Origin of the sequence: Pseudaminobacter soli (ex Li et al. 2025), assembly GCF_003012705.1 — a bacterium.
Taxonomy (GTDB): Bacteria; Pseudomonadota; Alphaproteobacteria; order Rhizobiales; family Rhizobiaceae; genus Pseudaminobacter; species Pseudaminobacter soli.
In genome coordinates this window covers 612,257-635,732 of the sequence record NZ_PXYL01000001.1, presented here as the reverse complement: position 1 = coordinate 635,732, position 23,476 = coordinate 612,257, and the positions used below count along the sequence as shown (strand labels likewise).

General features: G+C 62.2%; 21 protein-coding genes. 10 read left to right on the top strand and 11 right to left on the bottom strand.

The window, feature by feature from the left end; translation table 11 throughout:
* Positions 1-18: 18 nt before the first annotated feature.
* Complete coding sequence (locus tag C7I85_RS02995) at positions 19-369, bottom strand: VOC family protein (RefSeq protein ID WP_106722601.1); 351 nt, start codon at positions 367-369, stop codon at positions 19-21.
* A gap of 105 nt (positions 370-474) precedes the next feature.
* On the opposite strand from C7I85_RS02995, the gene C7I85_RS02990 reads away from it, so the two are divergent.
* Complete coding sequence (locus C7I85_RS02990) at positions 475-1,251, top strand: NAD kinase (protein ID WP_106722445.1); 777 nt, start codon at positions 475-477, stop codon at positions 1,249-1,251.
* Positions 1,252-1,431: 180 nt separating this feature from the next.
* Positions 1,432-2,955: a DEAD/DEAH box helicase gene (locus tag C7I85_RS02985; protein WP_181257058.1), complete on the top strand. Its 1,524-nt coding sequence runs from the start codon at positions 1,432-1,434 to the stop codon at positions 2,953-2,955.
* Between the two features lie 102 nt (positions 2,956-3,057).
* On the opposite strand, the gene C7I85_RS02980 is transcribed toward C7I85_RS02985, so the two are convergent.
* The 5 genes from C7I85_RS02980 to C7I85_RS02960 form a co-directional block, all read right to left on the bottom strand.
* Positions 3,058-3,714: an OmpA family protein gene (locus C7I85_RS02980; RefSeq protein ID WP_106722444.1), complete on the bottom strand. Its 657-nt coding sequence runs from the start codon at positions 3,712-3,714 to the stop codon at positions 3,058-3,060.
* A 168-nt stretch (positions 3,715-3,882) separates the two neighbouring features.
* Positions 3,883-4,224 carry a hypothetical protein gene (locus C7I85_RS02975; RefSeq protein ID WP_106722443.1) on the bottom strand — a complete coding sequence of 114 codons (342 nt, stop codon included), beginning with the start codon at positions 4,222-4,224 and terminating at the stop codon, positions 3,883-3,885.
* Positions 4,225-4,399: 175 nt separating this feature from the next.
* Positions 4,400-5,531, bottom strand: a protein-coding gene (gene prfB, locus C7I85_RS02970; protein WP_106722442.1) for a peptide chain release factor 2 whose coding sequence is annotated in 2 segments (ribosomal slippage) — positions 4,400-5,464 and positions 5,466-5,531 — 1,131 coding nt in all. Because the reading frame shifts where the segments join, the coding sequence is not laid out codon by codon here.
* Between the two features lie 135 nt (positions 5,532-5,666).
* Positions 5,667-8,126 (bottom strand): penicillin-binding protein 1A, encoded by a 2,460-nt coding sequence (locus C7I85_RS02965; protein WP_106722441.1) that lies wholly within the window; start codon positions 8,124-8,126, stop codon positions 5,667-5,669.
* Between the two features lie 215 nt (positions 8,127-8,341).
* A complete protein-coding gene (locus tag C7I85_RS02960) occupies positions 8,342-9,565 on the bottom strand; it encodes an N-acetylmuramoyl-L-alanine amidase (RefSeq protein ID WP_106722440.1) in 1,224 nt (407 codons plus the stop codon).
* 651 nt (positions 9,566-10,216) lie between these two features.
* Here C7I85_RS02960 and C7I85_RS02955 point away from each other — a divergent pair.
* Positions 10,217-13,123, top strand: coding sequence for an Rne/Rng family ribonuclease (locus C7I85_RS02955; RefSeq protein WP_106722439.1), 2,907 nt, complete (start codon positions 10,217-10,219; stop codon positions 13,121-13,123).
* Between the two features lie 95 nt (positions 13,124-13,218).
* Here C7I85_RS02955 and C7I85_RS02950 read toward each other — a convergent pair whose 3' ends face one another.
* The gene (locus C7I85_RS02950) at positions 13,219-14,148 is read right to left on the bottom strand and encodes a glutaminase (protein ID WP_106722438.1); all 930 of its coding nucleotides are present in this window, start codon (positions 14,146-14,148) and stop codon (positions 13,219-13,221) included.
* Between the two features lie 14 nt (positions 14,149-14,162).
* Complete coding sequence (locus tag C7I85_RS02945; protein WP_106722437.1) at positions 14,163-15,311, bottom strand: pyridoxal phosphate-dependent aminotransferase; 1,149 nt, start codon at positions 15,309-15,311, stop codon at positions 14,163-14,165.
* A 137-nt stretch (positions 15,312-15,448) separates the two neighbouring features.
* Here C7I85_RS02945 and C7I85_RS02940 point away from each other — a divergent pair, with 137 nt between their 5' ends.
* The 6 genes from C7I85_RS02940 (at position 15,449) to aat (ending at position 20,988) form a co-directional block, all read left to right on the top strand.
* Positions 15,449-16,852 (top strand): M48 family metalloprotease, encoded by a 1,404-nt coding sequence (locus C7I85_RS02940; protein WP_106722599.1) that lies wholly within the window; start codon positions 15,449-15,451, stop codon positions 16,850-16,852.
* 157 nt (positions 16,853-17,009) lie between these two features.
* Positions 17,010-17,828, top strand: coding sequence for a DsbA family protein (locus C7I85_RS02935; protein WP_106722436.1), 819 nt, complete (start codon positions 17,010-17,012; stop codon positions 17,826-17,828).
* Between the two features lie 143 nt (positions 17,829-17,971).
* The gene (aroQ, locus tag C7I85_RS02930) at positions 17,972-18,406 is read left to right on the top strand and encodes a type II 3-dehydroquinate dehydratase (protein ID WP_106722435.1); all 435 of its coding nucleotides are present in this window, start codon (positions 17,972-17,974) and stop codon (positions 18,404-18,406) included.
* 29 nt (positions 18,407-18,435) lie between these two features.
* Entirely contained in the window at positions 18,436-18,906 is a 471-nt protein-coding gene (gene accB, locus C7I85_RS02925; RefSeq protein WP_106722434.1) for an acetyl-CoA carboxylase biotin carboxyl carrier protein, read from the top strand.
* Between the two features lie 7 nt (positions 18,907-18,913).
* The gene (gene accC / locus C7I85_RS02920) at positions 18,914-20,257 is read left to right on the top strand and encodes an acetyl-CoA carboxylase biotin carboxylase subunit (protein WP_106722433.1); all 1,344 of its coding nucleotides are present in this window, start codon (positions 18,914-18,916) and stop codon (positions 20,255-20,257) included.
* A 113-nt stretch (positions 20,258-20,370) separates the two neighbouring features.
* Positions 20,371-20,988 (top strand): leucyl/phenylalanyl-tRNA--protein transferase, encoded by a 618-nt coding sequence (aat, locus tag C7I85_RS02915; RefSeq protein ID WP_106722432.1) that lies wholly within the window; start codon positions 20,371-20,373, stop codon positions 20,986-20,988.
* Positions 20,989-21,410: 422 nt separating this feature from the next.
* On the opposite strand, the gene C7I85_RS02905 is transcribed toward aat, so the two are convergent.
* Together C7I85_RS02905 and C7I85_RS02900 are read right to left on the bottom strand one after the other, a co-directional pair.
* The gene (locus C7I85_RS02905) at positions 21,411-21,854 is read right to left on the bottom strand and encodes a DUF2155 domain-containing protein (protein ID WP_106722430.1); all 444 of its coding nucleotides are present in this window, start codon (positions 21,852-21,854) and stop codon (positions 21,411-21,413) included.
* Positions 21,855-21,976: 122 nt separating this feature from the next.
* Entirely contained in the window at positions 21,977-22,375 is a 399-nt protein-coding gene (locus C7I85_RS02900) for an NADH:ubiquinone oxidoreductase subunit NDUFA12 (RefSeq protein WP_106722429.1), read from the bottom strand.
* Between the two features lie 157 nt (positions 22,376-22,532).
* Between C7I85_RS02900 and C7I85_RS02895 the strand changes: the two genes are divergently transcribed.
* Positions 22,533-23,015 carry a hypothetical protein gene (locus tag C7I85_RS02895; RefSeq protein ID WP_106722598.1) on the top strand — a complete coding sequence of 161 codons (483 nt, stop codon included), beginning with the start codon at positions 22,533-22,535 and terminating at the stop codon, positions 23,013-23,015.
* On the opposite strand, the gene C7I85_RS02890 is transcribed toward C7I85_RS02895, so the two are convergent.
* A complete protein-coding gene (locus C7I85_RS02890; RefSeq protein WP_106722428.1) occupies positions 23,005-23,472 on the bottom strand; it encodes a GNAT family N-acetyltransferase in 468 nt (155 codons plus the stop codon). The genes C7I85_RS02895 and C7I85_RS02890 overlap by 11 nt on opposite strands.
* Between the last annotated feature and the right edge of the window lie 4 nt (positions 23,473-23,476).

The window sequence follows — 23,476 nt, the reverse complement described above, 5'->3', positions numbered from 1 at the left end:
GAGCCCCCCGCTTCCGCTTCAGCGATGCGCGAGAATGTTGACCAGCTTGCCGAACGGATCGCGCACAAAGAATCGCCGCACGCCCCAGGGCTCGTCGGCTGGTCCGTATTCGATCGCGAAACCTGCCTTCTTCATACCGGCCAACGCTGCTTCGACGTCGTCCACTTCGATCGAAAGATCCGGCGTCGGCGTGCCGGAGCCGCCCTGCTCCGCAAAGCTGATCTGCACGCTCATCGTCTCGCCGGAGCCGTAAGTCGCGATCCAGCCATGGTCCATCAGGAGATCGAGGCCAAGCACGTCGTGGTAAAAGCGCCTGGCGGCGGCAATGTCACGCGTGTCGATATTGGCGATGATGCGCTTGACCTTCATGACCGTCTCCGAATCTTCATTGGCCGACATAAGTGGCCATATGCAGGATCATTAGGGCATGCTACCTCGGCACGCCAAGGTTTCGAGGCGAGGACGGCAACAGCCATGACACGCAAAACGCGCGACGCATTCGCCGTCGTATCCTCCGGGGCTCCCGACGCTGAGGAAGCGGCGGCGCGTCTCGTCGCCCGCTATGGCAACTCGCCGGTGGACGAGGCCGATGTGATCGTCGCGCTCGGCGGCGACGGTTTCCTGCTGCAGACGCTGCGCGAGACCATGAGCACCGGCAAGCAGGTCTACGGCATGAACCGGGGCACGGTCGGCTTCCTGATGAACGAATTCCAGGAAGATGGCCTGCGCGAGCGTATCCACCAGGCGGTCGCGGAGACGATCCGCCCCTTGCAGATGGACACGATCCTGGACGATGGCTCAGCCCTTCGTGCATTGGCCATCAACGAGGTCGCGCTCTGGCGCCAGTCCTATCAGACCGCCAAGATTCGCATCACCATCGACGAGAAGGTCCGGCTCGAGGAACTGAGTTGCGATGGCGTGATGGTGGCGACCCCGGCAGGCTCCACCGCCTACAACCTCTCGGCGCACGGCCCCATCCTGCCCCTCGATGCGCCCCTGCTTGCCCTCACCCCGGTCAGCCCCTTCCGTCCGCGGCGTTGGCGTGGCGCCCTGATCCCGCAGGATTCGGTGGTTCGTTTCGACATTCTCGAAGCAGACAAGCGCCCGGTAAACGTCGCCGCCGACCACACCGAGGCTAAGTCGGTGCTGTCAGTAACGGTGCAGCAATCGCAGGATGAAACCGCTACCTTGCTGTTCGACGCCAGCCATTCCTGGAGCGAACGCATTCTGGCCGAACAATTCCGGTACTGATGGCATTGCGGCAAACGGCCGAAAAGATTAATTATTAATGGTCGCAATCGCGGCATTTGCCGCTGATTGAGTTGACAAAGCGCGTTACTGAACGTAACGCGTTGAAATATTGTGCAAGCGCGGGGCGTTTGCCGCGTCCTCTGGACGCGCCCTTGAAGCAGCCAAAGACAGCCAAGACACTTGTCCTCAGACACCCAGATCGATCAAGACGCGTTGACTTTCGCAGACCTCGGACTTTCGCCGAAGGTTGTTTCCGCAGTCGCGGACGCCGGCTACACGCAGCCGACGCCCATCCAGGCTGGCGCCATTCCGCACGCCCTGCAAGGCAAGGACGTTCTGGGCATCGCCCAGACCGGCACCGGCAAGACCGCCTCCTTCGTGCTTCCGATGCTGACGCGGCTTGAAAAGGGCCGTGCCCGTGCCCGCATGCCGCGCACGCTGATCCTCGAACCGACGCGCGAACTCGCCGCCCAGGTCGAAGAGAATTTCGTCAAATATGGCAAGAACCACCGACTCAACATGGCCCTGCTGATTGGCGGCGTCTCCTTCGACGAGCAGGAGAAGAAGCTGGAACGCGGCGCGGACGTGTTGATCGCGACGCCCGGACGCCTGCTTGACCACTTCGAACGCGGCAAGCTGCTTCTTTCTGCGGTGGAAATTCTCGTCATCGACGAGGCCGACCGCATGCTCGACATGGGCTTCATCCCCGACATCGAGCGCATCTGCAAGCTCATCCCCTTCACGCGCCAGACGCTGTTCTTCTCGGCCACCATGCCGCCGGAGATCACCAAGCTGACCGAGCAGTTCCTGCACGCGCCGGTCCGTGTCGAGGTGGCCAAGGCCTCTTCCACCGCGGCGACAGTCACTCAGCGGCTCGTCAAGTCCGGCCGCAAGCCGTGGGACAAGCGCGCCGTCCTGCGCGACCTGATCCGCGCCGAAGAGGCCGAGCTCAAGAACGCGATCATCTTCTGCAACCGCAAGGTGGAAGTCTCCGAGCTGTTCCGCTCGCTGATCAAGTATGACTTCAATGCCGGCGCGCTGCATGGCGACATGGACCAGCGCGCACGCATGACCATGCTGGCCAATTTCCGCGAGGGCAAGCTCAAGCTTCTGGTGGCTTCCGACGTCGCCGCGCGCGGTCTCGACATTCCTGACGTCAGCCACGTCTTCAATTTCGACGTGCCGATCCACGCCGAGGATTACGTCCACCGTATCGGCCGCACCGGGCGTGCCGGCCGTTCGGGCAAGTCCTTCACCATCGTCACCAAGGGCGACACCAAGCATCTCGACGCCATCGAAAAACTGATCGGCAAGCCGATCGAGTGGCATGACGGCGACCTGTCGACAGTGGTCGAGAGTGAAGAGGATTCTGCACCGCGTCACGGCAAAGGCCAGCGTGGCCGCGGCCGCAAGGACGAAGGCGACCGCAAGCGCGGCCCGCGTCACGCCAAGGCGGCTGACGAGAAGCCGGCACAGGAAGTTGTGGCCGAGGTTGAAACCGTGTCCGAGGACAAGGCCGAGCGCCCCAGCCGCCGCGAAAGCATCAAGGCTGAAAATGCCGAGCGCAAGGTCAGGCATGAGACGGGCGACAGCCACAAGCATGAGGATCGCCGTTCGCGCCATCGCAAGGAAGACGACGACAACAAGGTCGTCGGTTTCGGCGACGACATTCCTGCCTTCATGCTGATCAGCGCCAAGATCTGATCTCGAAGGCGGGCCGAACGCCCTGCTCCTTCGACACAAGCCCTGATACGAAAAAGCCCGCCGAAAACGGCGGGCTTTTCATTTGCGCCGTATCCGCGCCGATCAGGTGAGCGGCGACAACTGGATCTCGACGCGGCGGTTTTGAGCGCGACCGTCGGGCGTGGAGTTCGAGGCGATCGGGCGGGTCTTGCCGAAGCCGGTGACCGCAAAGCGGCGCGAATCGACGCCCTGTCCGCTGAGGTAGTTGGCAACCGAAAGCGCGCGACGCTGCGACAGGTCGAAGTTGTGCTGGTCGCCGCCGGTGGAATCGGTGTGGCCGAACACGTCGACGAGCGTCTGGTTGTATTTCTTCAGCACCAGCCCCACCGAGTTCAGCACCTGGTAAAACTCGGGCTTGATGCTGTCCTGGTCGACCGCGAAGGTGATGTCCGACGGCATGTTGAGGATGATCTGGTTGCCGGCGCGGGTAACGCTGACGCCCGTGCCCTGCAGCTGGGCGCGCAGTTCGGCCTCGTTGCGATCCATCGTGGCGCCGATGGCGCCGCCAGTGAGAGCGCCGATGCCGGCGCCGATCAGCACGGCGTTGCGTTGCGCATTCTTGCTGCCGCCGACGGCCAGGCCGGCCAGGGCGCCGAGGCCGGCACCGATGGCCGCACCACCTGCGGTGTTGGAGACCTTCTGCTCGCCCGTGTACGGGTCAGTCGAGCACGCGGCGAGAAAAGCCGTGGCCATGAGCACGGCGACCAGTTTCTTGTTCATTCCGGGTTGTCCCTCTTACCATTCATGTCCCGCGCCGAAACCGGCGCCGATAGCCCTTCCAGCCGCCCTTGTAGCACAGAATGCGGCGAAAAGCTGAACAGCAAAGCGACAAGGTGACGTTTCCGGCGTGTGCCGGAAAACATGCATGCCCGGAGTGGCGAAAACTACTCAGTAAGAGCGTGGCGGCACGAAGAGGCAGACCGTTTTGGTGTTTTCAGCTCCGCCGACGGAACACCAATGGTATTCGCCGTCCGGCGAGTTGCGCACGCGGGAATCCTTGTAGGCCAGAACCTCGCCGGTGCCGACGATGACATAGCCTTCCGGCCGCTCGCTGATCGCCTTTTGCGGCACCTCGCGGCAGTCGATTCCCGAGCAGCAGGAGGTAGGATAGGTCCAACCAGACTTTGCTTGATGAGCAAGACTAGTTGTAACTGAAGATGTCAGAAATCCCAGCGACGCAATAGCGCTCACGCCAAAGGCGTATCGGGGCCATTTTGCCGAGCCATGCATGTTATGCTCTCCAAAGGGTCCCCCTTAGAAAGCCTCGCCCACATAATTAACGAAGCATCGCGCCGGATTGTTCCAGAATATTTGAGAGCGCCAACAAGCCTTTCCGGCTTGATCCAAGCAAAAAGGCCGCCCGGTTTGCGCCGCGCGGCCTTCTTTATTGCCCGGTCGAACGGGGTCAGTCGATGTCGGCGATGGCCTGGCCCGAGCCGCCCTCGATGCGCTGGGACAGCGAAGCCTCCATGAAATCGTCCAGATCCCCGTCGAGCACGTCCTGCGGGCTCGTGTTCTCCACGCCGGTGCGCAGATCCTTCACCAGCTGGTAGGGCTGCAGCACGTAGGAACGGATCTGATGGCCCCAGCCGATATCGGTCTTGGAAGCCGCGGTGGCGTTGGCCGCCTCCTCGCGCTTCTTCAGCTCTTCCTCGTAGAGGCGTGCCCTCAGCATGTTCCACGCAGTGGCGCGGTTCTTGTGCTGCGAACGCTCCTGCTGACAGGCCACGACGATACCGGTCGGGATGTGCGTGATGCGCACCGCAGAGTCGGTAGTGTTGACGTGCTGTCCGCCCGCACCCGACGCGCGATAGGTGTCGATGCGAACGTCCGACTCAGACACCTGGATGTCGATCGAGTCGTCCACCACCGGATAGACCCAGACGCTGGAGAACGAGGTGTGACGCCGCGCATTGCTGTCGTACGGCGAAATGCGCACCAAACGATGCACGCCCGACTCCGTCTTCAGCCAGCCATAGGCGTTGTGGCCCTTGATAAGCAACGTGGCGGACTTGATGCCTGCCTCTTCGCCATCGTGGACCTCGAGCACCTCGACCTTGAAGCGGCGGCGTTCGGCCCAGCGCGTGTACATGCGCAGCAGCATCGACGCCCAGTCCTGGCTTTCCGTGCCGCCGGCGCCGGCATGCACTTCGAGATAGGTGTCGTTGCTGTCGGCTTCGCCCGAGAGCAGGGTCTCGATCTGGCGCGCCTTCACCTCGCCGGAGAGCGAGCGGATCGCAGCCTCGGCCTCGTTGATAACGTCGCCGTCGCCTTCTTCTTCGCCGAGCTCGATGAGACCGATATTGTCGTCCAGCGCCCGAGACAGCCCCATGATCGAATTGATCGAATCGTCCAGGTTCTGGCGTTCGCGCATCAGCTTCTGCGCTTCCTGCGGATCGTCCCAGAGGCTCGAGTCCTCGGAACGCATGTTCAGGTATTCAAGCCGTTTTAAAGCTTGATCCCAGTCAAAGATGCCTCCTCAGCAGGCTTATGGCCTGCTTGATTTCGTCGACGAGCTTTTCGGTTTCTGCGCGCATGGCAGGTGTCCGTCCTCTCAAGATGATAGGGGTTTTAGATAGGGGTACGATTTGGCGCGGACCATAGGCAGGCGCCTTGGCCCTGTAAAGCAAAATGGGCCGGAACTGTTCCGGCCCATCCTCAAAGAAGTCGGCTCAGTAGAGGCCGCCGCCCACGCCTTCGGTGATGGCCTGGCTGGCCCTGGGCGAAAGCGCCTCGCCCGAGCCGTTCGAACCATCCTCGCCCATGCCGATGACCCAGTAGCTGTCGGCCGGGCCGGTGCCGGGCTTGAAGGCTTCCATGATGGTGTCGGGCTCACCGGGATTGGCCTGCATGCCGGTCTTGCGATTGATCGCGATGAGCTTCATGCCGTCCGGAACCTTGAATTCGACCGGCGGCACGCCTTTCATGGCATCGCCCATGAATTCCTTGAAGATCGGCGCTGCCAGGCCGCCGCCCGTGGCACCCTTGCCGAGCGACTGCGGCTTGTCATAGCCCAGGTAGAGGCCAACGACCATGTTCGGCGTGTAGCCCATGAACCAGGCGTCCTTCTCGTCATTGGTGGTGCCGGTCTTGCCTGCGATCGGGCGGCCGAGTTCCCTGAGCGTGGTGGCGGTGCCGCGGATGACCACGCCTTCCATCATCGAGGTGATCTGGTAGGCCGTCATCGGGTCGAGCACCTGTTCGGAATTGTCGACCAACTCCGGCTCGGACTGCTTGTCCCATTCCGCCGCCTCACAGCCCTCGCAGCCGCGCTCGTCATGCTTGTAGACGGTCTTGCCGTAGCGATCCTGGATGCGGTCGATCAGCGACGGCTTGATCTGGCGGCCGCCATTGGCCATCACCGAATAGGCCGAGACCATGCGCATGACCGTGGTTTCGCCCGAGCCGAGCGACATGGCCAGATGCTGGGGCATCCTGTCGTAGACACCGAAGCGCTCGGCATATTCGGCCACCAGCTTCATGCCCATGTCGTTGGCGAGACGAACCGTCATAAGATTGCGCGAGCGCTCGATACCGGCGCGCAGCGTCGAGGGGCCGGCGCCGTTGCCGTCATAGTTCTTCGGGGTCCACGTGGTGTTGCCGATGTGGATGGTGATCGGGCCGTCCATGATCACCGACGCCGGCGTATAGCCATTGTCGAGCGCGGCCGAATAGACGATCGGCTTGAACGACGAACCCGGCTGGCGCATTGCCTGCGTGGCGCGGTTGAACTCCGACTGCGAATAGGAGAAGCCGCCGACCATGGCCAGAACGCGGCCCGTATGCGGGTCCATGGCCACCAGGCCACCGGAAACTTCCGGCGGCTGCCGCAGTATGTAGGCGCTATCGGAGCCTTCCTTCTTTTCGACGAAGATCACGTCGCCCGCCTTCAGCACATCGGCCGGCGAGTTTGCCTTCAGGCGCTTGCCGTCGACGACATGGCGCATGGCAAAGCTCATGTCTTCCTTGCTGATCGTGCCCTCGTCCCGGTCGGCAACCAGCGCGCCTGAGGCTTGCCGGTCCGGCTGCAGGCCGATCGAAACTCCGGATTTGGTGCTGTCGAGCACGACGGCCAGCCGCCATTCGGGCACGTCGTCGAGGCCCTTGACCTCGCCAAGCTTCACGCCCCAGTCGCCGGAGACGTCGATGTGGGTCACCGGGCCGCGATAGCCGCGCAGCGTGTCGAACTTGACCAGGCCGTGCTGCATGGCCTTGCGCGCGAGGCGCTGGAGTTTCGGATCAAGCGTGGTGCGCACCGAAAGGCCACCCTCGTAGAGCGCGTTTTCGCCGTAGCGCGAGATGATCTCGCGGCGCACTTCCTCGGAGAAATACTGGCTGGCGAACACATAGTCGCCGGCGCGGCGCGGCGTTACGCCAAGCGGCTGCGTCTTGGCCTTGTTGCCCTCGTCGCGGGACACGTATCCGTTTTCGACCATCTGGTCGATCACCCAGTTGCGGCGCTCGATCGCGCGGTCGGCGTGGCGGAACGGGTGGTAATTGGACGGACCCTTCGGCAGCGACGCGAGATAGGCGCACTCGGCCACAGTGAGTTCGCTGACCGACTTGTTGAAATAGGTGAGCGCAGCCCCGCCGACGCCATATGCGCCCATGCCGAAGAAAATCTCGTTCATATAGAGTTCGAGGATGCGATCCTTCGAATAGGCCTGCTCGATGCGGAAGGCCAGGATCATTTCCTTGATCTTGCGCTCATAGGTCTGGTCGGCGGTCAGCAGGAAGTTCTTGGCCACCTGCTGGGTGATGGTCGACGCACCCACCTGACGGCGGCCCGAGCCGAAATTCTGCAGATTGACGAGGACCGCGCGGCCCAGGCCAGTCACGTCGATGCCGGGGTGGTTGTAGAAATTCTTGTCTTCCGCGGAAAGGAACGCCGCCTTGAGGCGATCGGGAATGGCCTGGATCGGCAGGAAAAGACGGCGCTCGCGCGCGTATTCGCCCATCAGCGCACCGTCGGCAGCATGGACCCTGGTGGTCACCGGCGGCTCGTACTTGGCCAGAACCTCGTAGTCAGGCAGATCCTTCGTGACGTGGCCGATATACAGGGCAGCCCCCGCCGCCACGAGCAGCGCCAGCATGGTGCCAATGCCAAAGAAATAGCCGATAAGACGAATCATGCCCGCTCCAGTCCGTGGTTCGGGAATTCCTCTGCAAAAACGGCGCCCACTGCAAGACGGGCAGTCATTCCCAATCCGTTACGGCGCAGCAATGTCGCGTCGATGTGGGTAAAATGCGGCAATCCCGTCTATTGGTTCCAATTATACCCGATTAAACCGCAAAGTGTGATTCCGGTGCAACGGCTGGTCGCATGGCGACCGACGGTTTCAGTGGACTATCCGCCGACGGCCATCTTGGCGGCGGCGAACGCGGCCACAGCCTTGGAAATACTGTCGGCAGCCTTGCCGCGCCAGTCCGGATCGCGCAACTGCTCCTCGTCCTCCGGATTCGACAGGTAGCCGAGCTCGATCAGCACCGAGGGTACATCCGGAGCTTTCAGCACCCGGAAGCCCGCAAAACGATGTGGATTGTTGATCAGTCCCACCGTGTTGGACAGTTCGCCGACCACCGATTGGGCGAACTTCATCGAGAACCCATGCGTTTCACGCCGAATGAGATCGACAAGGATATCCGCAACTTCGTGGTTCTCGTCCTCGATCTCGATGCCGCCTAGCTTGTCCGACAGGTTTTCGCGATCGGCAAGCGCCTGCGCATCCGCGTCCGACGCCTTTTCCGACACGGTATAGACAGTGGCGCCACGGATGCCCTTCAGGCGGATGGTGTCGGCATGAATGGAGATGAACAGGTCCGCCTCATGCTGCCGCGCGATCCGCACCCGGTCGTCAAGGCGGAGAAACTCGTCCTTGTCGCGGGTCATGTAGACATCGTAGTTGCCAGCTGTGGCGAGCTTGGCCCTCAACTCCAGGGCGAAGGCCAGGGTGATAGACTTTTCGACCGTTCCGTTCTGCCCCTCGGCGCCGCCATCGATGCCGCCATGGCCGGGATCGATCACCACGGTAAAGCGCTTTTGCGCTTGCTTCTCTTCGAGACGATCGGTCTTGGGAGTCACGGTGGAGCCGGTGGTCTGTGCCTGAACGGCGAGCGCTTCCTCGAACTGCCGCTCCGACCCAGCAGTAATGTCGGCAACGACGCGGTAACCGGGAGCATCTTCGTTTTTCAGAATATCGAACTTCTCGACTGTGAACGGCCCCTTCGTGGTCAGGATGAGGCGGGAAATACCCTCCCCGATCTGGCCATAACGGACGCTTTTGATGAGACCTTGCGCCTTCAGGTCCTTGAGGTCGATCGAGAACTTCGCGTCGTGAAGATCAATCACCAACCTGTGCGGTCCGCGCAGCAGCAGCCATTTGGCCTCGGGCTCGCGGTCGAAATTCATCACCACGCGCATGCGCACCGCATCGCCCGCCATCTTGTAGCTCGTCATTTCGAGCGGCGCGGCGGAAGCGACGGCGAAGCCAAAAGTGGCCAAGCCGGCAATCAGAAGGACCAGAAGGGGGAACCTGGAAAGGACCCTCCGCCCGACCTCAGCAAGTCTCATTTCCACCGTCGAAATACCTTATCTGCGATTGTCGCGCCGAACTTCAGCGCAACAGCACAGGCCCGAATTCAGCTTAACGATTGGTATCGAAACAAGGTTAACCAAGCCTTTTCAGGCTACCCGGCGACTCACAACAAGACGCAACTGCCTTTGCCGACAACAGAATTCAGGGTTGCGTTGGCCCCCGGCAGATCATAAAAGCGACAGTAGACCATCGCAATGCCTGGAACTGTGACGGCGCAGCTTCCATATTCGGTCAAGCGACGAAACAGCTCCAATCGCGGCGGCGATTCGACGGCTTGAGATGGTCGCGACGGATTTCGCAAAGGAGTCCCTGTTGTTACGGGCTCTTTGGCGTGTGGAAAACGGCCGGAACAAGGTTCCGTGCCGGCTCGGTAGGAGCAAAAATAGCTGGTCCGGTTTTCCGGGCTTTGGTTCAAAGTAGTTCCGCAAGGGTATCGATGGTATCGAGCGCAATCCTGGGACGACCCGCATATGACCGCGCCAATGTGGCAGCGGGCGGTTCGTTCATCGCGCTGCGACATCGGCCGGCGGGCTCTCAAGCGTCCGGTACGCCTCTTTCTCCCAACATGTGGCAGCGCACTTCGCTGCCGATGAACCGGTTGGCGGCGGCCGGCAGGACACAAGATAATGCCCAACAAGATGTTAGTAGATGCCTCCCACCCGGAGGAAACACGGGTTGTCGTAGTTCGCGGTAACCGTATCGAAGAATTTGATTTTGAATCCCAGGACAAGAAGCAGCTCAAAGGAAATATCTATCTCGCTCGCGTAACCCGCGTAGAGCCCTCTCTTCAGGCCGCTTTTGTCGAATATGGCGGAAACCGTCACGGTTTCCTCGCCTTCAGTGAAATTCATCCCGATTACTACCAGATCCCGGTAGCCGATCGTCAGGCTCTCTTGCGCGCCGAGGCGGAAGAGCACGAGGAAGACGACGAAGACGGGAACGGAAACGGCGACAGCAACGGCGAAGAACGCCATGATCGTGGCCGTGGCCGCAAGCGCCGTCGCGGCGGCCGCAATCGCAGCCGCAATGGCGACGAGTCGCGCCACGCCGCTGAAGGGTCCGATGAGGAAGCCGCGGCAGTAGCCGAAGGCGAGCATGATGAACATGCGGGCGACGAGGGTTCCGGCGACGAAGAACACAAGTCGCATGCTGAATCGGTCGCTGAAGCCGCGGGCGATAACTCCACGGAAGACGGTTCCGAAAACTCGGAATCTTCCAGCATCGCCGCAGCGGTAGATGCCGACGTCATTTCCGAGGCCGCCCCGGCTTCGGACGACGGCGAAACTGCCTCGGACGAAGATTCCGCACCTGCCGAGAACGAGCATCGCGGCGTGGTCGAAGAAATCGCCAGCGCGCATGACGACGATCACGGCATCGAGGTGGTCGGCGCCGAGGACGCGATGGAAGAAGCGCGCACCCGCCGCAAGCCGATGCGCCGCCAGTACAAGATCCAGGAAGTCATCAAGCGCCGCCAGATCCTGCTGGTGCAGGTGGTCAAGGAAGAGCGCGGCAACAAGGGCGCTGCCCTGACGACCTACCTCTCGCTGGCCGGCCGCTATTCCGTGTTGATGCCCAATACCGCTCGTGGCGGCGGCATTTCGCGCAAGATCACCAATGCGCAGGACCGCAAGCGCCTGAAGGAAGTCGTGCAGGAGCTCGAAGTGCCGCAGGGCATGGGCGTGATCCTGCGCACCGCAGGCGAGAGCCGCACCAAGGCCGAGATCAAGCGCGACTACGAATATCTGATGCGGATGTGGGAAAACGTCCGCAGCCTGACCTTGCAGTCGGTGGCCCCTGCCCTCGTCTATGAAGAAGGCAGCCTGATCAAGCGCTCCGTGCGCGACCTCTACAACAAGGACATCGACGAAATCCTTGTCGCCGGCGAGGAAGGCTACCGCGAAGCCAAGGACTTCATGCGGATGCTGATGCCGAGCCACGCCAAGGTGGTTCAGCCTTACCGCGACACGACGCCGATCTTTGCCCGCAACGGCATCGAGGCGCAGCTGGACCGCATGCTGCAGCCGCAGGTGACGCTGAAGTCCGGCGGCTACATCATCATCAACCAGACCGAGGCGCTGGTCGCCATCGACGTCAACTCCGGCCGCTCCACCAAGGAGCATTCGATCGAGGACACCGCCCTCCAGACCAATCTGGAAGCGGCAGAGGAAGTGGCGCGACAATTGCGGCTGCGCGACCTTGCCGGCCTGATCGTGATCGACTTCATCGACATGGAGGAGAACCGGAACAACCGGGCCGTCGAAAAGAAGCTCAAGGACTGCCTGAAGAACGACCGCGCCCGCATCCAGGTCGGCCGCATCTCGCATTTCGGCCTCATGGAAATGTCGCGCCAGCGCATCCGCGCCAGCGTGCTCGAATCGACCATGAAGCCCTGCCCGCACTGCGGCGGCACCGGCCATGTCCGCTCCGACTCGTCGGTGGCCTTGCTCGTGATTCGCGCGATCGAGGAATTCCTGCTCAAGGATTCGCGTCACCACATCACGGTTCGCACGCCTGCTGCCACGGCCTTTTACGTGCTGAATCACAAGCGCAGCACGCTGGTGGAGCTGGAACAGCGCTTTGGCCTGACCATCTCGCTCGATCCCGACGAGACGGTCGGCGCGCAGCACTACGCGATTTCGCGTGGCGCGGTGGTCGAAAAGCCGATTGCGCCGCAGCCCGTGTTGCCGTCCGCTTCCTACATCGAGCCTGAAGAGGTCGAGGAGGAAGTTATCGTCGAGGAAGAGGAGGCTGAAGAGGCGCAGGCCGAACAGCCAGCCCGCGCCGAGAAGGCCGAGGAAGGCGACCATCGCGACCGCAAGCGCCGGAAGCGCCGGCGTCGTCGCGGCAAAGATCGTGATCGCGAGCATGCGGCTCCGGCCGAAGCCGACACCGTTACCGAGGCCGCTGAAGGCGAAGAAGAGGAAGCCGGCGAGGCTGAAGAGGCCGGCGAGGCAACTGTAGCCGCGGGCGGCGATGACGCCGACCGCAAGAAGCGCCGCCGCGGCAAGCGGGGCGGTCGCCGCAACCGCAAGGAAGAGGGCGAGGCAGGACACGCCGAAGAGGCTGCCGAGGCCGCTGAAGGCGAGGAAGCCGAAGTTGCTGCCGTCACCGTTGAGGCCGTAAACGAGGAAGTCGCGGCAGAGCCTGCGACCGAACAGCCCGTGGCGATCGAGGCTTCGCCTGCTGAGGAAACTCCGCTGGAGAAGCCGAAGAAGGCCACGCGTCGTACTTCGCGTTCGAAGAAGGCTGCCGCCGAAGAAACGGCCGCTGTAGCCGAAGCAGCCGCGACGGATGCACCCGAGGCGCCGGCCGAAGAAAAGCCGGCCAAGAAGCCGAGGGCGCCGCGCCGCAAGGCCGCTGCTGAGCCGGCTCCTGCTCCGGAAGTCGCCGAAGTCGCGCCGGCCGAGGCTCCTGTTGCGGAAGAAGCTCCCGCCCCGGTGAACGAGCAGCCCGCCCCGGCCGAAGAGCCGCAGCCGGAGGCTGAGGACAAGCCCAAGAAGACCGGCTGGTGGCAGCGCAAGAGCTTCTTCTGAGCCCTGACGCCATAAAGCCTGAATGAAAAAATCCCGCGCACCATTGGTGTCGCGGGATTTTTCTTGATTGCTGTCGGCCCGTCTAGGAAGGCGCCTTAGGGCGCGAAGATCGACCAGTTCATGACCTTGGCCAGCTTCTCCAGCGCAATGGAGCCAAGCTTCGAGTTGCCATTCTCGTTCAGCCCCGGTGACCAGACGGCTATCGAAGCCACGCCTGGGACGATGCCGATAATGCCGCCGCCGACGCCACTCTTGCCTGGAATACCGACGCGGAAGGCAAAGTCGCCCGAACCGTCATAGTGGCCGCAGGTGAGCATCAGTGCCAGAATGCGCCGCGCCCGCTCAGGCGAAACCACCGTGTGGCCCGTGACGGGATTGCGCCCCTCATGCGCCAGGAACCGACCTGACAGCGCCAGTTGCCGGCAGTTCATCGCGATGGCGCAATGATGGAAATAGACGCCGAGCGACAATTCGGGCTGATGCTGGAGATTGCCGAAAGCCCGCATGTAGTTGGCAAGCGCCACATTGCGGAAGCCCGTCACCTGTTCGGAGGCTGCAACCTCCTTGTCGATGACTATGCTCTCGTCGTCGGCCAGGAACTGGATGAAGCGCAGGATCTCGCCGATCGCCTCGCGCGGCTGATGGCCTGCCAGCAGCACATCCGTCACCACGATCGCGCCGGCATTGATGAAGGGATTGCGCGGAATGCCGAGCTCGCGCTCCAGCTGGACAATGGAGTTGAACGGGTTGCCGGAAGGCTCGCGCCCGACGCGCCGCCACAGGGCGTCTCCCACCTTGCCCAGTGCCAGCGTCAACGTGAATATCTTGGAGATGCTCTGGATCGAGAAGGCCTCGTCGGCGTCCCCGGCCGTGATCACCCGTCCATCGTTCAGGGCAACCGCAATGCCGAATCGCTGCGGATCGACCTGCCCGAGCTGCGGGATGTAGCTGGCTACCTCACCTCTGTCGGTGCGCGCCGCCATCTCGCTTGCGAGCGCCGGCAACACATCTTCCAGTTCCGCCACGAATGCCCCCTCGTCTATTTCAGCCAGCGCTCGATGCGTGCCAGGGCCTCGACCATTTCATCCTGGCTGCCGGCATAGGACAACCGCATGAAGCGGTGGCCGGCAAGCGTATCGAAATCGCGTCCTGGCGTGCCGGCCACATGCGCCTCCGCCAGCATCCGGCGTGCGAACTCCATGCTGTCATTGGTCAGGCGCGACACATCGCAGAACGCATAGAAGGCGCCATCCATGGGCGCGGCAAGAGCAAAACCGAGCTCGGGCAGCCGCCGCATCAGAAGCTCGCGATTCCACGAATAGCGCGCCTTCACAGCCTCGAGCTCTGCCGTTGCCGAAAATGCCTCGATCGCAGCGACCTGGGAAAGCTCGGGGGCGGAAATGTAGAGGCTCTGCTGGATGCGCTCGATAGGCCGCACCAGTTCTTCCGGCAGCACCATCCAACCGATGCGCCAGCCGGTCATGCAATAATACTTCGAGAAAGAATTGATGACCGTCACGCCCTGCCCCAGCGAAAGCGCGGTAACGTCTGGGCCGGAATAAGCGAGCCGGTGATAGATTTCGTCGGAGATCACCGAAATGCCGAGGCTTTCTGCCTTCGCAACCAGCTCGGCCAGTTCCTTCTGCGGGATGATCGCGCCGGTCGGGTTTGCGGGGCTGGCAAACAGGACACCCTTGAGGGGTTTTTGGCGATGCGCCGCCTCCAGATGATCGGCGGTCAGATAGGCCGCGCCGTCCAGTTCGATCTCAGCGACGTCGAGCCCCAGCGCGATCATGATGTTCCGGTAGGCCGGATAACCAGGCGCTGCGATGGCGACGCAGTCGCCCGGGTCGAACATGGCGAGGAAGGCGAGATTGAAGGCCGCGGACGAGCCCGTCGTGACGGCGATGCGCGCCGCCGAAACCTCGACGCCATAGTGCTCGGCATAGTGCGCCGCGATTGCCTGCCGCAGGCCGGCCGTGCCAAGGGCGTCGGTATAGCCGATCCGACCGTCGCGCAGGGCACGCGCGGCTGCCTCGCGCACCAGCGTCGGCGCCGGGTCGGACGGCTGGCCGACCGCCATCGAGACTACCGATACGCCTGTTGCCTTCAGCCGATTTGCTTCGGCAAGAACGTCCATCGCGTGAAACGGCTCGACATCACCGCGCTTCGAAAGCGAAACTACCATTATTCCATCCAACTTCTTCTGTGGACCGAACGGCCCGCGCCGCACAAATGCCCGAATGATGAGGCGATCACAAGTTCACGAAGTTTTTCGACCGAGCTTTTCATTGCTCATTTGCTCGTCTACCAGTGGTTTTCACCATGCAGACACATTCTCTTTCTTCGTTGGTTTCAAAGACGGCTCGTTCGCTCGCCAAGATTTCGCTTGTGGCAGCCCTATCGGTTTCGAGCTCGGTGAGCGCATTTGCGCAAAGCCGGCTTCCCATCGTGCGCGACGCGGAGATCGAGGCGCTGCTGCGCGACTATGCCCGGCCGATCTTCAAGGCTGCCGGGCTTAGGTCCAATATCGACATTATCCTGGTCAACGACCCCAGCTTCAACGCCTTTGTGGCGGGGCAGCGAATGTTCGTGAACACTGGCGCCCTGATGCAGGCGGAAACGCCGAATGAGATCATCGGCGTCATCGCACACGAGGCAGGCCACATAGCCGGCGGCCATCAGCAGCGTCTGCGCGAGCAACTGGCGCGCGCCCAGACCATGGCGATCGTGGCGACGCTGCTCGGCGCAGGCGCGATGGTGGCGGGCGCTGCCACCAATTCGGGCGGACTTGGCCAGGTCGGCGGCGGCATCGCCATGGCCGGCAACGAAGTCGCGCGGCGCGGCCTGCTCGGCTACCAGCGCACCGAGGAAACGACCGCCGACCGCTCGGCGATTACCTATCTCGAAAAGACTGGTCAGTCCGCCAAGGGCATGCTGATCACCTTCCGGCGCTTCCAGAGCGCGTTGTCGCTGTCGGGTGCGAAGATCGATCCTTACCAGATCAGCCACCCCACGCCGCAGGACCGTATCGCCAATCTCGAACAGCTGGCCGTCAACAGTCCGAACTACGACCGCAAGGACCCGCCGGCGCTGCAGCTGCGCCACGACATGATGCGCGCCAAGATCGCCGTGTTCACCGACGGACAGGGTGCGGTCTCGCGCATGTTCCGCAAGGACCCGCGAGGGCTTGGGGCGCTGTATGGCGATGCGATGACCTCCTACCTCCACGGTGATCCGCGGGCTGCGGTGACCAAGGTCGACGCCTTGCTCAAGCAGCAGCCGAAGAACCCCTATTTCTACGAATTGCGCGGCGACGCGCTGATGAAGGCAAATCAGCCTGCCAAGGCGGCCGAGGCCTACGCCAAGGCCGTCCAGCTCGATCCGGCGAGATCGGGCATCCTGCCGATCTCCTACGGCCAGGCCTTGCTGGCGATCGGCACGCCCGAATCCGCGAAGAAGGCGATCACCCACATTCGTGAAGGGCTCGACATCGATCGCGAGAACGCCGAAGGCTACCGCTATCTGGCGCAGGCCTATGGGCAACTGGGCAACATCGCAGAGGCCGAGTTGGCCACCGCCGAAGGCCACTATTACAGCGGTGCCTACAATGACGCCCAAATATTCGCGATGCGGGCACAGCAGAAGTTCAAGCCCGGCTCGCCGGGCTGGGTGCGCGCACAGGACATCATCACCTCGCGCAAAGGCTTGAAGAACAACGGCGGGTGACACAAAGGGCACTCGGTGGCGGCGGCAGTGAATTTTCTGTGATGCACGGCCATTTCGCCTCGACGAGGCCAAAGTCCTGATATGCAAGCAGGGACATGCGCCCTCCCATGCCCTAAATGATCGGGCGGCAGGCAACAAACGCAAGGACGGGAATCAGATGAACAAGGCAATTCTGTTGGGCACGACCGCCATCGCGGTTTCATTCGCGATGCTGGCTTTCGGTTTCGTGTCGGGTCGTCAGCAGACGGCGGTTGCCGGTGCGTCTGCGCAAGCCGCCAGTGTTCAGACCGCAGACGCCCAGCTTGATCGCAAGGCCGTCGAATCCATCGTGCGCGACTACCTGCTCGATAACCCGGAGATCCTGCTCGACGTCCAGAACTCGCTGGAACAGAAGCGCGAGGAAGCGCAGCGCGTTGCCCACCGCGAGACCATCGAGGAAGACAAGGCCCAGATTTTCAATTCTGCCTATGACGGTGTTGTCGGCAACCCCAATGGCAAGGTCACGATCGTCGAGTTCTACGACTACAATTGCGGCTATTGCAAGCGCGCCCAGCAGGACATGCAGGCGCTGACCGCCTCCGATCCGGACCTTCGTTTCGTGCTCAAGGAGTTCCCGATCCTGGGGCCCGACTCGCAGAAGGCGCATGTCGTTTCGATGGCCTTCCGCGCGCTTGCACCAGAAAAGTACGGCGAATTCCACAACCAGCTGCTGGGCGGCCAGGGACGCGCGAGCGAGGACAGCGCCATCAAGATCGCCCTGTCGCTCGGCGTCGATGAAGCGAAGCTGCGCCAGGAAATGCAGAACCCCGCCATCATGGAAGCGTTCTCGAAGACCTACGACCTGGCGAACAAGCTGGCGATCAGCGGCACCCCGTCCTACGTGGTCGGCAATGAGGTGGTTTTCGGCGCGCTCGGCAAGGACGCGCTGGCTGAAAAGATCTCCGCTGCCAAGAAGTGCCTCGACGCCGGTTGCTGATTCAGCGGATTCCGGCGGATATTGCCGCAAAAAGAGCGCGCTTGTGGACAAGAAGGTCCGTGCGCTCTTTTCGCAGCCGATCAAGCCAATTATAGAAGTTGCGGCGCACCGGTTGGCGACCGGCGCGGAGAAAGGTCCATATTTTGAAAACGGTCTACGTTTTAAACGGCCCCAATCTCAATGCGCTGGGCAAGCGCGAACCTGGCATCTATGGCGGCATGACCTTGTCGGCCATCGAGGACGATTGCCGAAAGGCCGGCGACGAGCTCGGGCTTGCCATCGAGTTTCGCCAATCCAACCATGAAGGCGACCTGGTCGATTGGATTCAGGAAGCAGGCGACAAGGCCGCTGGCATCGTCATCAATGCCGGCGCCTACACGCATACATCCATCGCCATTCACGACGCCATCCGCGCGGTATCGCCGCTGCCGGTGGTGGAAGTGCATCTTTCAAACATCCATGCCCGTGAGCAGTTCCGTCACGTCTCCATGATCGCGCCAGTCGCGGTCGGGATGATTTGCGGCTTTGGCCCACTTGGCTACACACTGGCGCTCAAGGCGCTCGCCGACCGCCTGTGAGCGGACGGACCAGAAGAGAAGGCTCTAATATGTCGATAAAGAAGACCGGTGTTGACCAGCAATTGATCCGCGACCTCGCGGGCATCCTGAACGACACCAATCTGACGGAAATCGAAGTCGAATACGGCGATCTGAAGCTGCGCGTTTCGCGCAACGTCGGCGCTGTTCATGCTGCCTTTGCAGCGCCTGCCCCGGTCGCCCTGCCCGCCGCTGCCGCTCCGGCCGCTCCGGCAGCAGCCGCCCCTGCGCCGGCAGCCGACCTGTCCAAGAACGCCGTGCCCTCGCCCATGGTCGGCACTGCCTATCTGGCCGCCGCTCCCGACGCCGCTCCGTTCATCGAAGTGGGCCAGACGGTCAAGGAAGGCCAGACGCTGCTGATCATCGAAGCCATGAAGACCATGAACCAGATCCCGTCGCCGCGCTCCGGCACGGTGAAGGCCATTCTGGTCGAAGACGCTCAGCCGGTGGAATACGGCATGCCGCTGGTCGTCATCGAATAGGTTCGGGATGTTCCAGAAGATACTCATCGCCAATCGAGGCGAAATCGCCCTTCGAATCCTCCGCGCGGCCAAGGAACTTGGCATCAAGACCGTGGTCGTGCACTCGACCGCCGACGCCAACGCCATGCATGTGCGGCTTGCGGACGAGAGCGTCTGCATCGGCCCACCGCCGTCGCGCGACAGCTATTTGAACATTCACCAGATCGTCGCGGCCTGCGAGATCACCGGTGCCGACGCCGTGCACCCGGGCTACGGCTTCCTGGCTGAGAACGCCAAGTTCGCCGACATACTGGCCGCCCACAACATCACTTTCATCGGTCCCTCGGGCGATCACATCCGCATCATGGGTGACAAGATCGAGGCCAAGCGCACTGCCAAGCGCCTGGGCATTCCGGTCGTTCCAGGTTCCGACGGCGCCGTGACTGACGAAAAGGAAGCCAAGCGAATCGCCGCTGAGATCGGCTATCCGGTCATCATCAAGGCATCTGCCGGCGGCGGCGGCCGCGGCATGAAGGTGGCGCGCAACGAAGAGGACGTCGTTACCGCCCTGCAGACGGCCCGCTCCGAAGCCGGTGCGGCCTTTGGCGACGATGCCGTCTACATCGAAAAGTACCTTGAAAAGCCGCGCCATATCGAAGTGCAGATCTTCGGCGATGGCGCCGGTGCAGGCATCCACCTCGGCGAACGCGACTGCTCGCTGCAGCGCCGCCACCAGAAGGTCTGGGAAGAGGCCAACTCACCTGCCCTCAACGAAGAAGAGCGCAACCGAATCGGCGCAATCTGCGCCAATGCGGTGGCCGATCTAGGCTATTCGGGCGCTGGCACGATCGAGTTCCTGTACGAGGACGGCGAGTTCTACTTCATCGAGATGAACACGCGTCTGCAGGTCGAGCACACGATCACGGAAGCGATCACCGGCATCGACCTGGTTCATGAACAGATCCGCGTCGCGTCGGGCGGCGGCCTGTCGATCAAGCAGGAAGACGTGCGCTTCCAGGGCCATGCCATCGAATGCCGCATCAATGCCGAGGATCCGCGCACCTTTGTGCCCTCGCCCGGCACGATCACGCATTTCCACACGCCTGGCGGCCTCGGTATCCGCGTCGATTCAGGCGTCTATTCGGGCTACAAGATCCCGCCCTACTACGACAGCCTCATCGGCAAGCTCATCGTGCACGGCCGCAACCGCGTCGAATGCATGATGCGCCTGCGCCGTGCGCTCGACGAATTCGTGGTCGATGGCGTCAAGACGACGCTGCCGCTGTTCCGTGATCTCGTCGGCAATATCGACATCGCCAATGGCGATTACGATATTCATTGGCTGGAAAAGCACCTCGCCGAGACGGAATAGGCTATAATCGTTCCCGGGCGGCGGATCGTGCGGGTTACGAATATGCACAAGACCGACAGGCCAGAATTTTGTAACGGCGCCCGAAAGGGCGCCGTAGCGTTGGAGACGCGGCAATGACCCGCCCCTACGCACCGGGATATCGTATCCCTCCAGACCTTCTCCTTAAGGCCTATGCCTCGGGCGTGTTTCCGATGGCTGAAAGCGCGAACGACCCGGAAGTCTTCTGGGTCCGACCCGAAACGCGCGGCATCATCCCACTAAATGCCTTCCACATTCCCAAGAGCCTGCGCAAGACGATCCGCCAGCATCGCTTTGATGTGCGTTTCGACACGGATTTTGCCGGTGTGATCGACGGCTGCGCCGAACATTGCGCCGAGCGCGAGACGACCTGGATCAACGCACCGATCCGCGAAGCCTATATCCGCCTGTTCGAGCTCGGCCATTGCCACTCGGTGGAGGCCTGGCATGACGGCCGCCTGGTAGGTGGCCTCTATGGCGTCAGCCTTGGTCGCGTCTTTTTCGGTGAAAGCATGTTTTCGCGGGAAACCGATTCCTCGAAAGTCTGTCTCGTCCATCTGGTCGGGCGGCTCAACGAACGCGGCTTCGCGCTTCTGGACACCCAGTTCACGACCGAGCATCTGAAGCGTTTTGGCGCGATCGACGTGCCACGCGCCAAATATGAGAGATTGCTTGAGGACGGCCTGCAGGGCAACGCTCAGTTCGCGCCCTGAACGCCCCCGTTCCAGCACTGTCAGGCCGGGAACTTCGTAACTAGCGCAAGGGCCGCGAGCAACAGCGCCGTTACCAGAAACAGCCTCGTGAACATGAAGCGCTCTGTGGCGCCGAAGAGCGACCTGCAATCCCTTGCCGGCGGCCTTGGCCCCGCAACCTTCGAAACCTGACGAGGCTGCCCGGGAAGCATGCTGAAGGGGTATTGGTGGACCATGGGTCTCTTCCTTTTGGTTCGGCGCGACTGCTGGATCAGCGATCTGCGCGCACCAAAAAGCTAGAGATCCGGGGATTTGGATTCGAGACGGGTCCGGGAGAGAAGGTATAAAAACGCCATATGCTTAGCGGCAGCCGATCCGGATGCCGCGCTCGCGGGTATGCCTACCCGCACATCAACTTCAGGAGTCTAGTCGCCGAAGCGGTATCAGTTGCTCTTGGGAGCTTCCGGCGCCGGCACGTCGGACTTTTCCTTGCAGCCCTTCAACCACACGTCATAGATGGCGTGCTCGACGGCATTGAGGCCCGGGCTTTCGGCGAACATCCAGCCGGTGAAGATGCGGCGGATCTTGCGGTCGAGCGTGATCTCGTCGACCTCGACGAAGGAATCGGTTCGGGGTTCTTCCTCGTCCTTGCGCGTGTAGCAGACGCGTGGCGTAACCTGCAGCGCGCCGAACTGAACCGTCTCGTCGATATAGACGTCGAAAGTGGTGATGCGGCCGGTGATTTTGTCGATGCCGGCAAATTCGGCAACCGGATTGGCGATGCGTTCCGCATGCGCGGGCCCCATCAGCGCCGAGGCCAAGACGGCCGACGCCGCCCAGACGGTCAAAACCCGTTTGCCCAGCGAAGATCGGCCGAAAATCGTCATGCGAAAAATACCGGTGTTGCGCCCTTGAGTGCAGTCTCGTCCGGAAGGGTGACTCGCCCCTTCACGGTCAACTAGCGGTTAACCGTGAAATGTGGCGAGAAAACACTCCACCGGGATCATGCTCACGAGCCCGGCGTCCAGGCGTCGTAGTCGCCGGTAACCTGCGGGCGGTGTCCGGTGCCAAGAACCGAGCCCTTCGGGCGATACGCAGCAGCGGTGCCGGTCAGGTTGGCCTGATGCGGCTTCTGCCAATCGCGCGGCTTGTAATTCTCGCGCGACGGAGGCGTATCGACCCGATGATGCAGCCAGCCGTGCCAGCCGGCCGGGATGCGCGAGGCTTCCGCCAGGCCGTTATAGATCACCCAGCGACGCGTGCGGCCTTCCGAATCGGTGCCGCCCTCGTAGTAGATGTTGCCCTGTTCGTCGCGGCCCACCTCGGTGCCACGGCGCCAGGTGTGAAAACGGGTTCCGAGCGTCTGCCCGTTCCACCAGGTAAAAAACTGCAGGAAGAATTTCTTCATCGGATTCCTCGCGGCAAGCGCGTCGAACAACTGGATGCCTTATGGCGCTCGCAGGCCGCAATGGCAAGGGTTTGGTGCCACTTCGCGCGATTTTGGCACCATTGGCAAAGCCTTTTGGCCGCTCTACGCTTCTGTTGCGAAGGCGCGCGAGGTGGAGATGGAATTCAAGTCGATTATCGATATCGTCAGTTCCATCTCGGTCATCATCGGCGTTCCGCTCGCAATCTTCATCTTCGTTTTTGAGCAGCGCAAGGCACGCGCCAACGAAGAGGAAGAAATCCATCAACTTCTGGCCGACGGCTATACCGACTTCCTGAAGCTGACGCTCGAGCACCCTGACCTCAAGCTGCAATCGAAAGATGCCACGCCAAATCTGAGCGAGGAACAGACGGAGCGGATGGTTACGCTGTTCGCCATTCTCGTGGCGCTCTTCGAGCGCGCCTATATGGTCGCCTATGAGGAAAAAATGCCTCCGCGCAAGGCGCGTCACTGGGCCTCATGGGAGGACTTCATGCGAGAATGGTGCCGGCGCGAAGATTTTCGCAACGCATTGCCGCAATTGCTGCCCGGCGAAGACCCGCAGTTTGCGGTCTACATCGCACGGCTTGCCGCCGAAGAAGCGGCCAAGGCTACAGCTTGAGCTTGAAGCCGGCGTGGCTCTGGGCGAAGCCGAGCCGCTTGTAGAAGCGGTGAGCGTCGACGCGCGTCAGGTTCGACGTGAGATGCACGTTGGCCGCACCCGCCTCCTTAGCCTTGTCGATGGCGAATCGGATCATGCGCTCTCCGATGCGGCGGCCGCGAAGGTCTTCGCGGGTCTGTACGGCCTCGATGCGCATCGTGGCCGCACCGCGCCCGGTCATGCTCACTATGATGGTGGTTTGGAACGTACCGACCACCTCGCCGCCGAGCTCCGCGACATACAGCGCATCGTTCGGGCTCGCGGAGATGCGCTCGAACGCTGCCTCGTAGAGCGGCCGCGCTGCCACATCCGTCGTATCGCCATGGCCTCCGAGCGCATCTGCAGCAAACAGCGCTGCGATGGCAGGAACGTCTGCGCGCTCGGCAGGCCGAATGACCAGATCCGTGGTGGCGTTCATGGAG

Excerpts from the sequence above, each read along its gene's own strand:
- C7I85_RS02995 (WP_106722601.1), bottom strand. The coding sequence starts at position 369 with ATGAAGGTCAAGCGCATCATCGCCAATATCGACACGCGTGACATTGCC.
- C7I85_RS02990 (WP_106722445.1), top strand. The coding sequence starts at position 475 with ATGACACGCAAAACGCGCGACGCATTCGCCGTCGTATCCTCCGGGGCT.
- C7I85_RS02980 (WP_106722444.1), bottom strand. The coding sequence starts at position 3,714 with ATGAACAAGAAACTGGTCGCCGTGCTCATGGCCACGGCTTTTCTCGCC.
- C7I85_RS02975 (WP_106722443.1), bottom strand. The coding sequence starts at position 4,224 with ATGCATGGCTCGGCAAAATGGCCCCGATACGCCTTTGGCGTGAGCGCT.
- C7I85_RS02965 (WP_106722441.1), bottom strand. The coding sequence starts at position 8,126 with ATGATTCGTCTTATCGGCTATTTCTTTGGCATTGGCACCATGCTGGCG.
- C7I85_RS02960 (WP_106722440.1), bottom strand. The coding sequence starts at position 9,565 with ATGAGACTTGCTGAGGTCGGGCGGAGGGTCCTTTCCAGGTTCCCCCTT.
- C7I85_RS02955 (WP_106722439.1), top strand. The coding sequence starts at position 10,217 with ATGCCCAACAAGATGTTAGTAGATGCCTCCCACCCGGAGGAAACACGG.
- C7I85_RS02945 (WP_106722437.1), bottom strand. The coding sequence starts at position 15,311 with ATGGTAGTTTCGCTTTCGAAGCGCGGTGATGTCGAGCCGTTTCACGCG.
- C7I85_RS02940 (WP_106722599.1), top strand. The coding sequence starts at position 15,449 with ATGCAGACACATTCTCTTTCTTCGTTGGTTTCAAAGACGGCTCGTTCG.
- C7I85_RS02935 (WP_106722436.1), top strand. The coding sequence starts at position 17,010 with ATGAACAAGGCAATTCTGTTGGGCACGACCGCCATCGCGGTTTCATTC.
- accB (WP_106722434.1), top strand. The coding sequence starts at position 18,436 with ATGTCGATAAAGAAGACCGGTGTTGACCAGCAATTGATCCGCGACCTC.
- accC (WP_106722433.1), top strand. The coding sequence starts at position 18,914 with ATGTTCCAGAAGATACTCATCGCCAATCGAGGCGAAATCGCCCTTCGA.
- aat (WP_106722432.1), top strand. The coding sequence starts at position 20,371 with ATGACCCGCCCCTACGCACCGGGATATCGTATCCCTCCAGACCTTCTC.
- C7I85_RS02905 (WP_106722430.1), bottom strand. The coding sequence starts at position 21,854 with ATGACGATTTTCGGCCGATCTTCGCTGGGCAAACGGGTTTTGACCGTC.
- C7I85_RS02900 (WP_106722429.1), bottom strand. The coding sequence starts at position 22,375 with ATGAAGAAATTCTTCCTGCAGTTTTTTACCTGGTGGAACGGGCAGACG.
- C7I85_RS02895 (WP_106722598.1), top strand. The coding sequence starts at position 22,533 with ATGGAATTCAAGTCGATTATCGATATCGTCAGTTCCATCTCGGTCATC.
- C7I85_RS02890 (WP_106722428.1), bottom strand. The coding sequence starts at position 23,472 with ATGAACGCCACCACGGATCTGGTCATTCGGCCTGCCGAGCGCGCAGAC.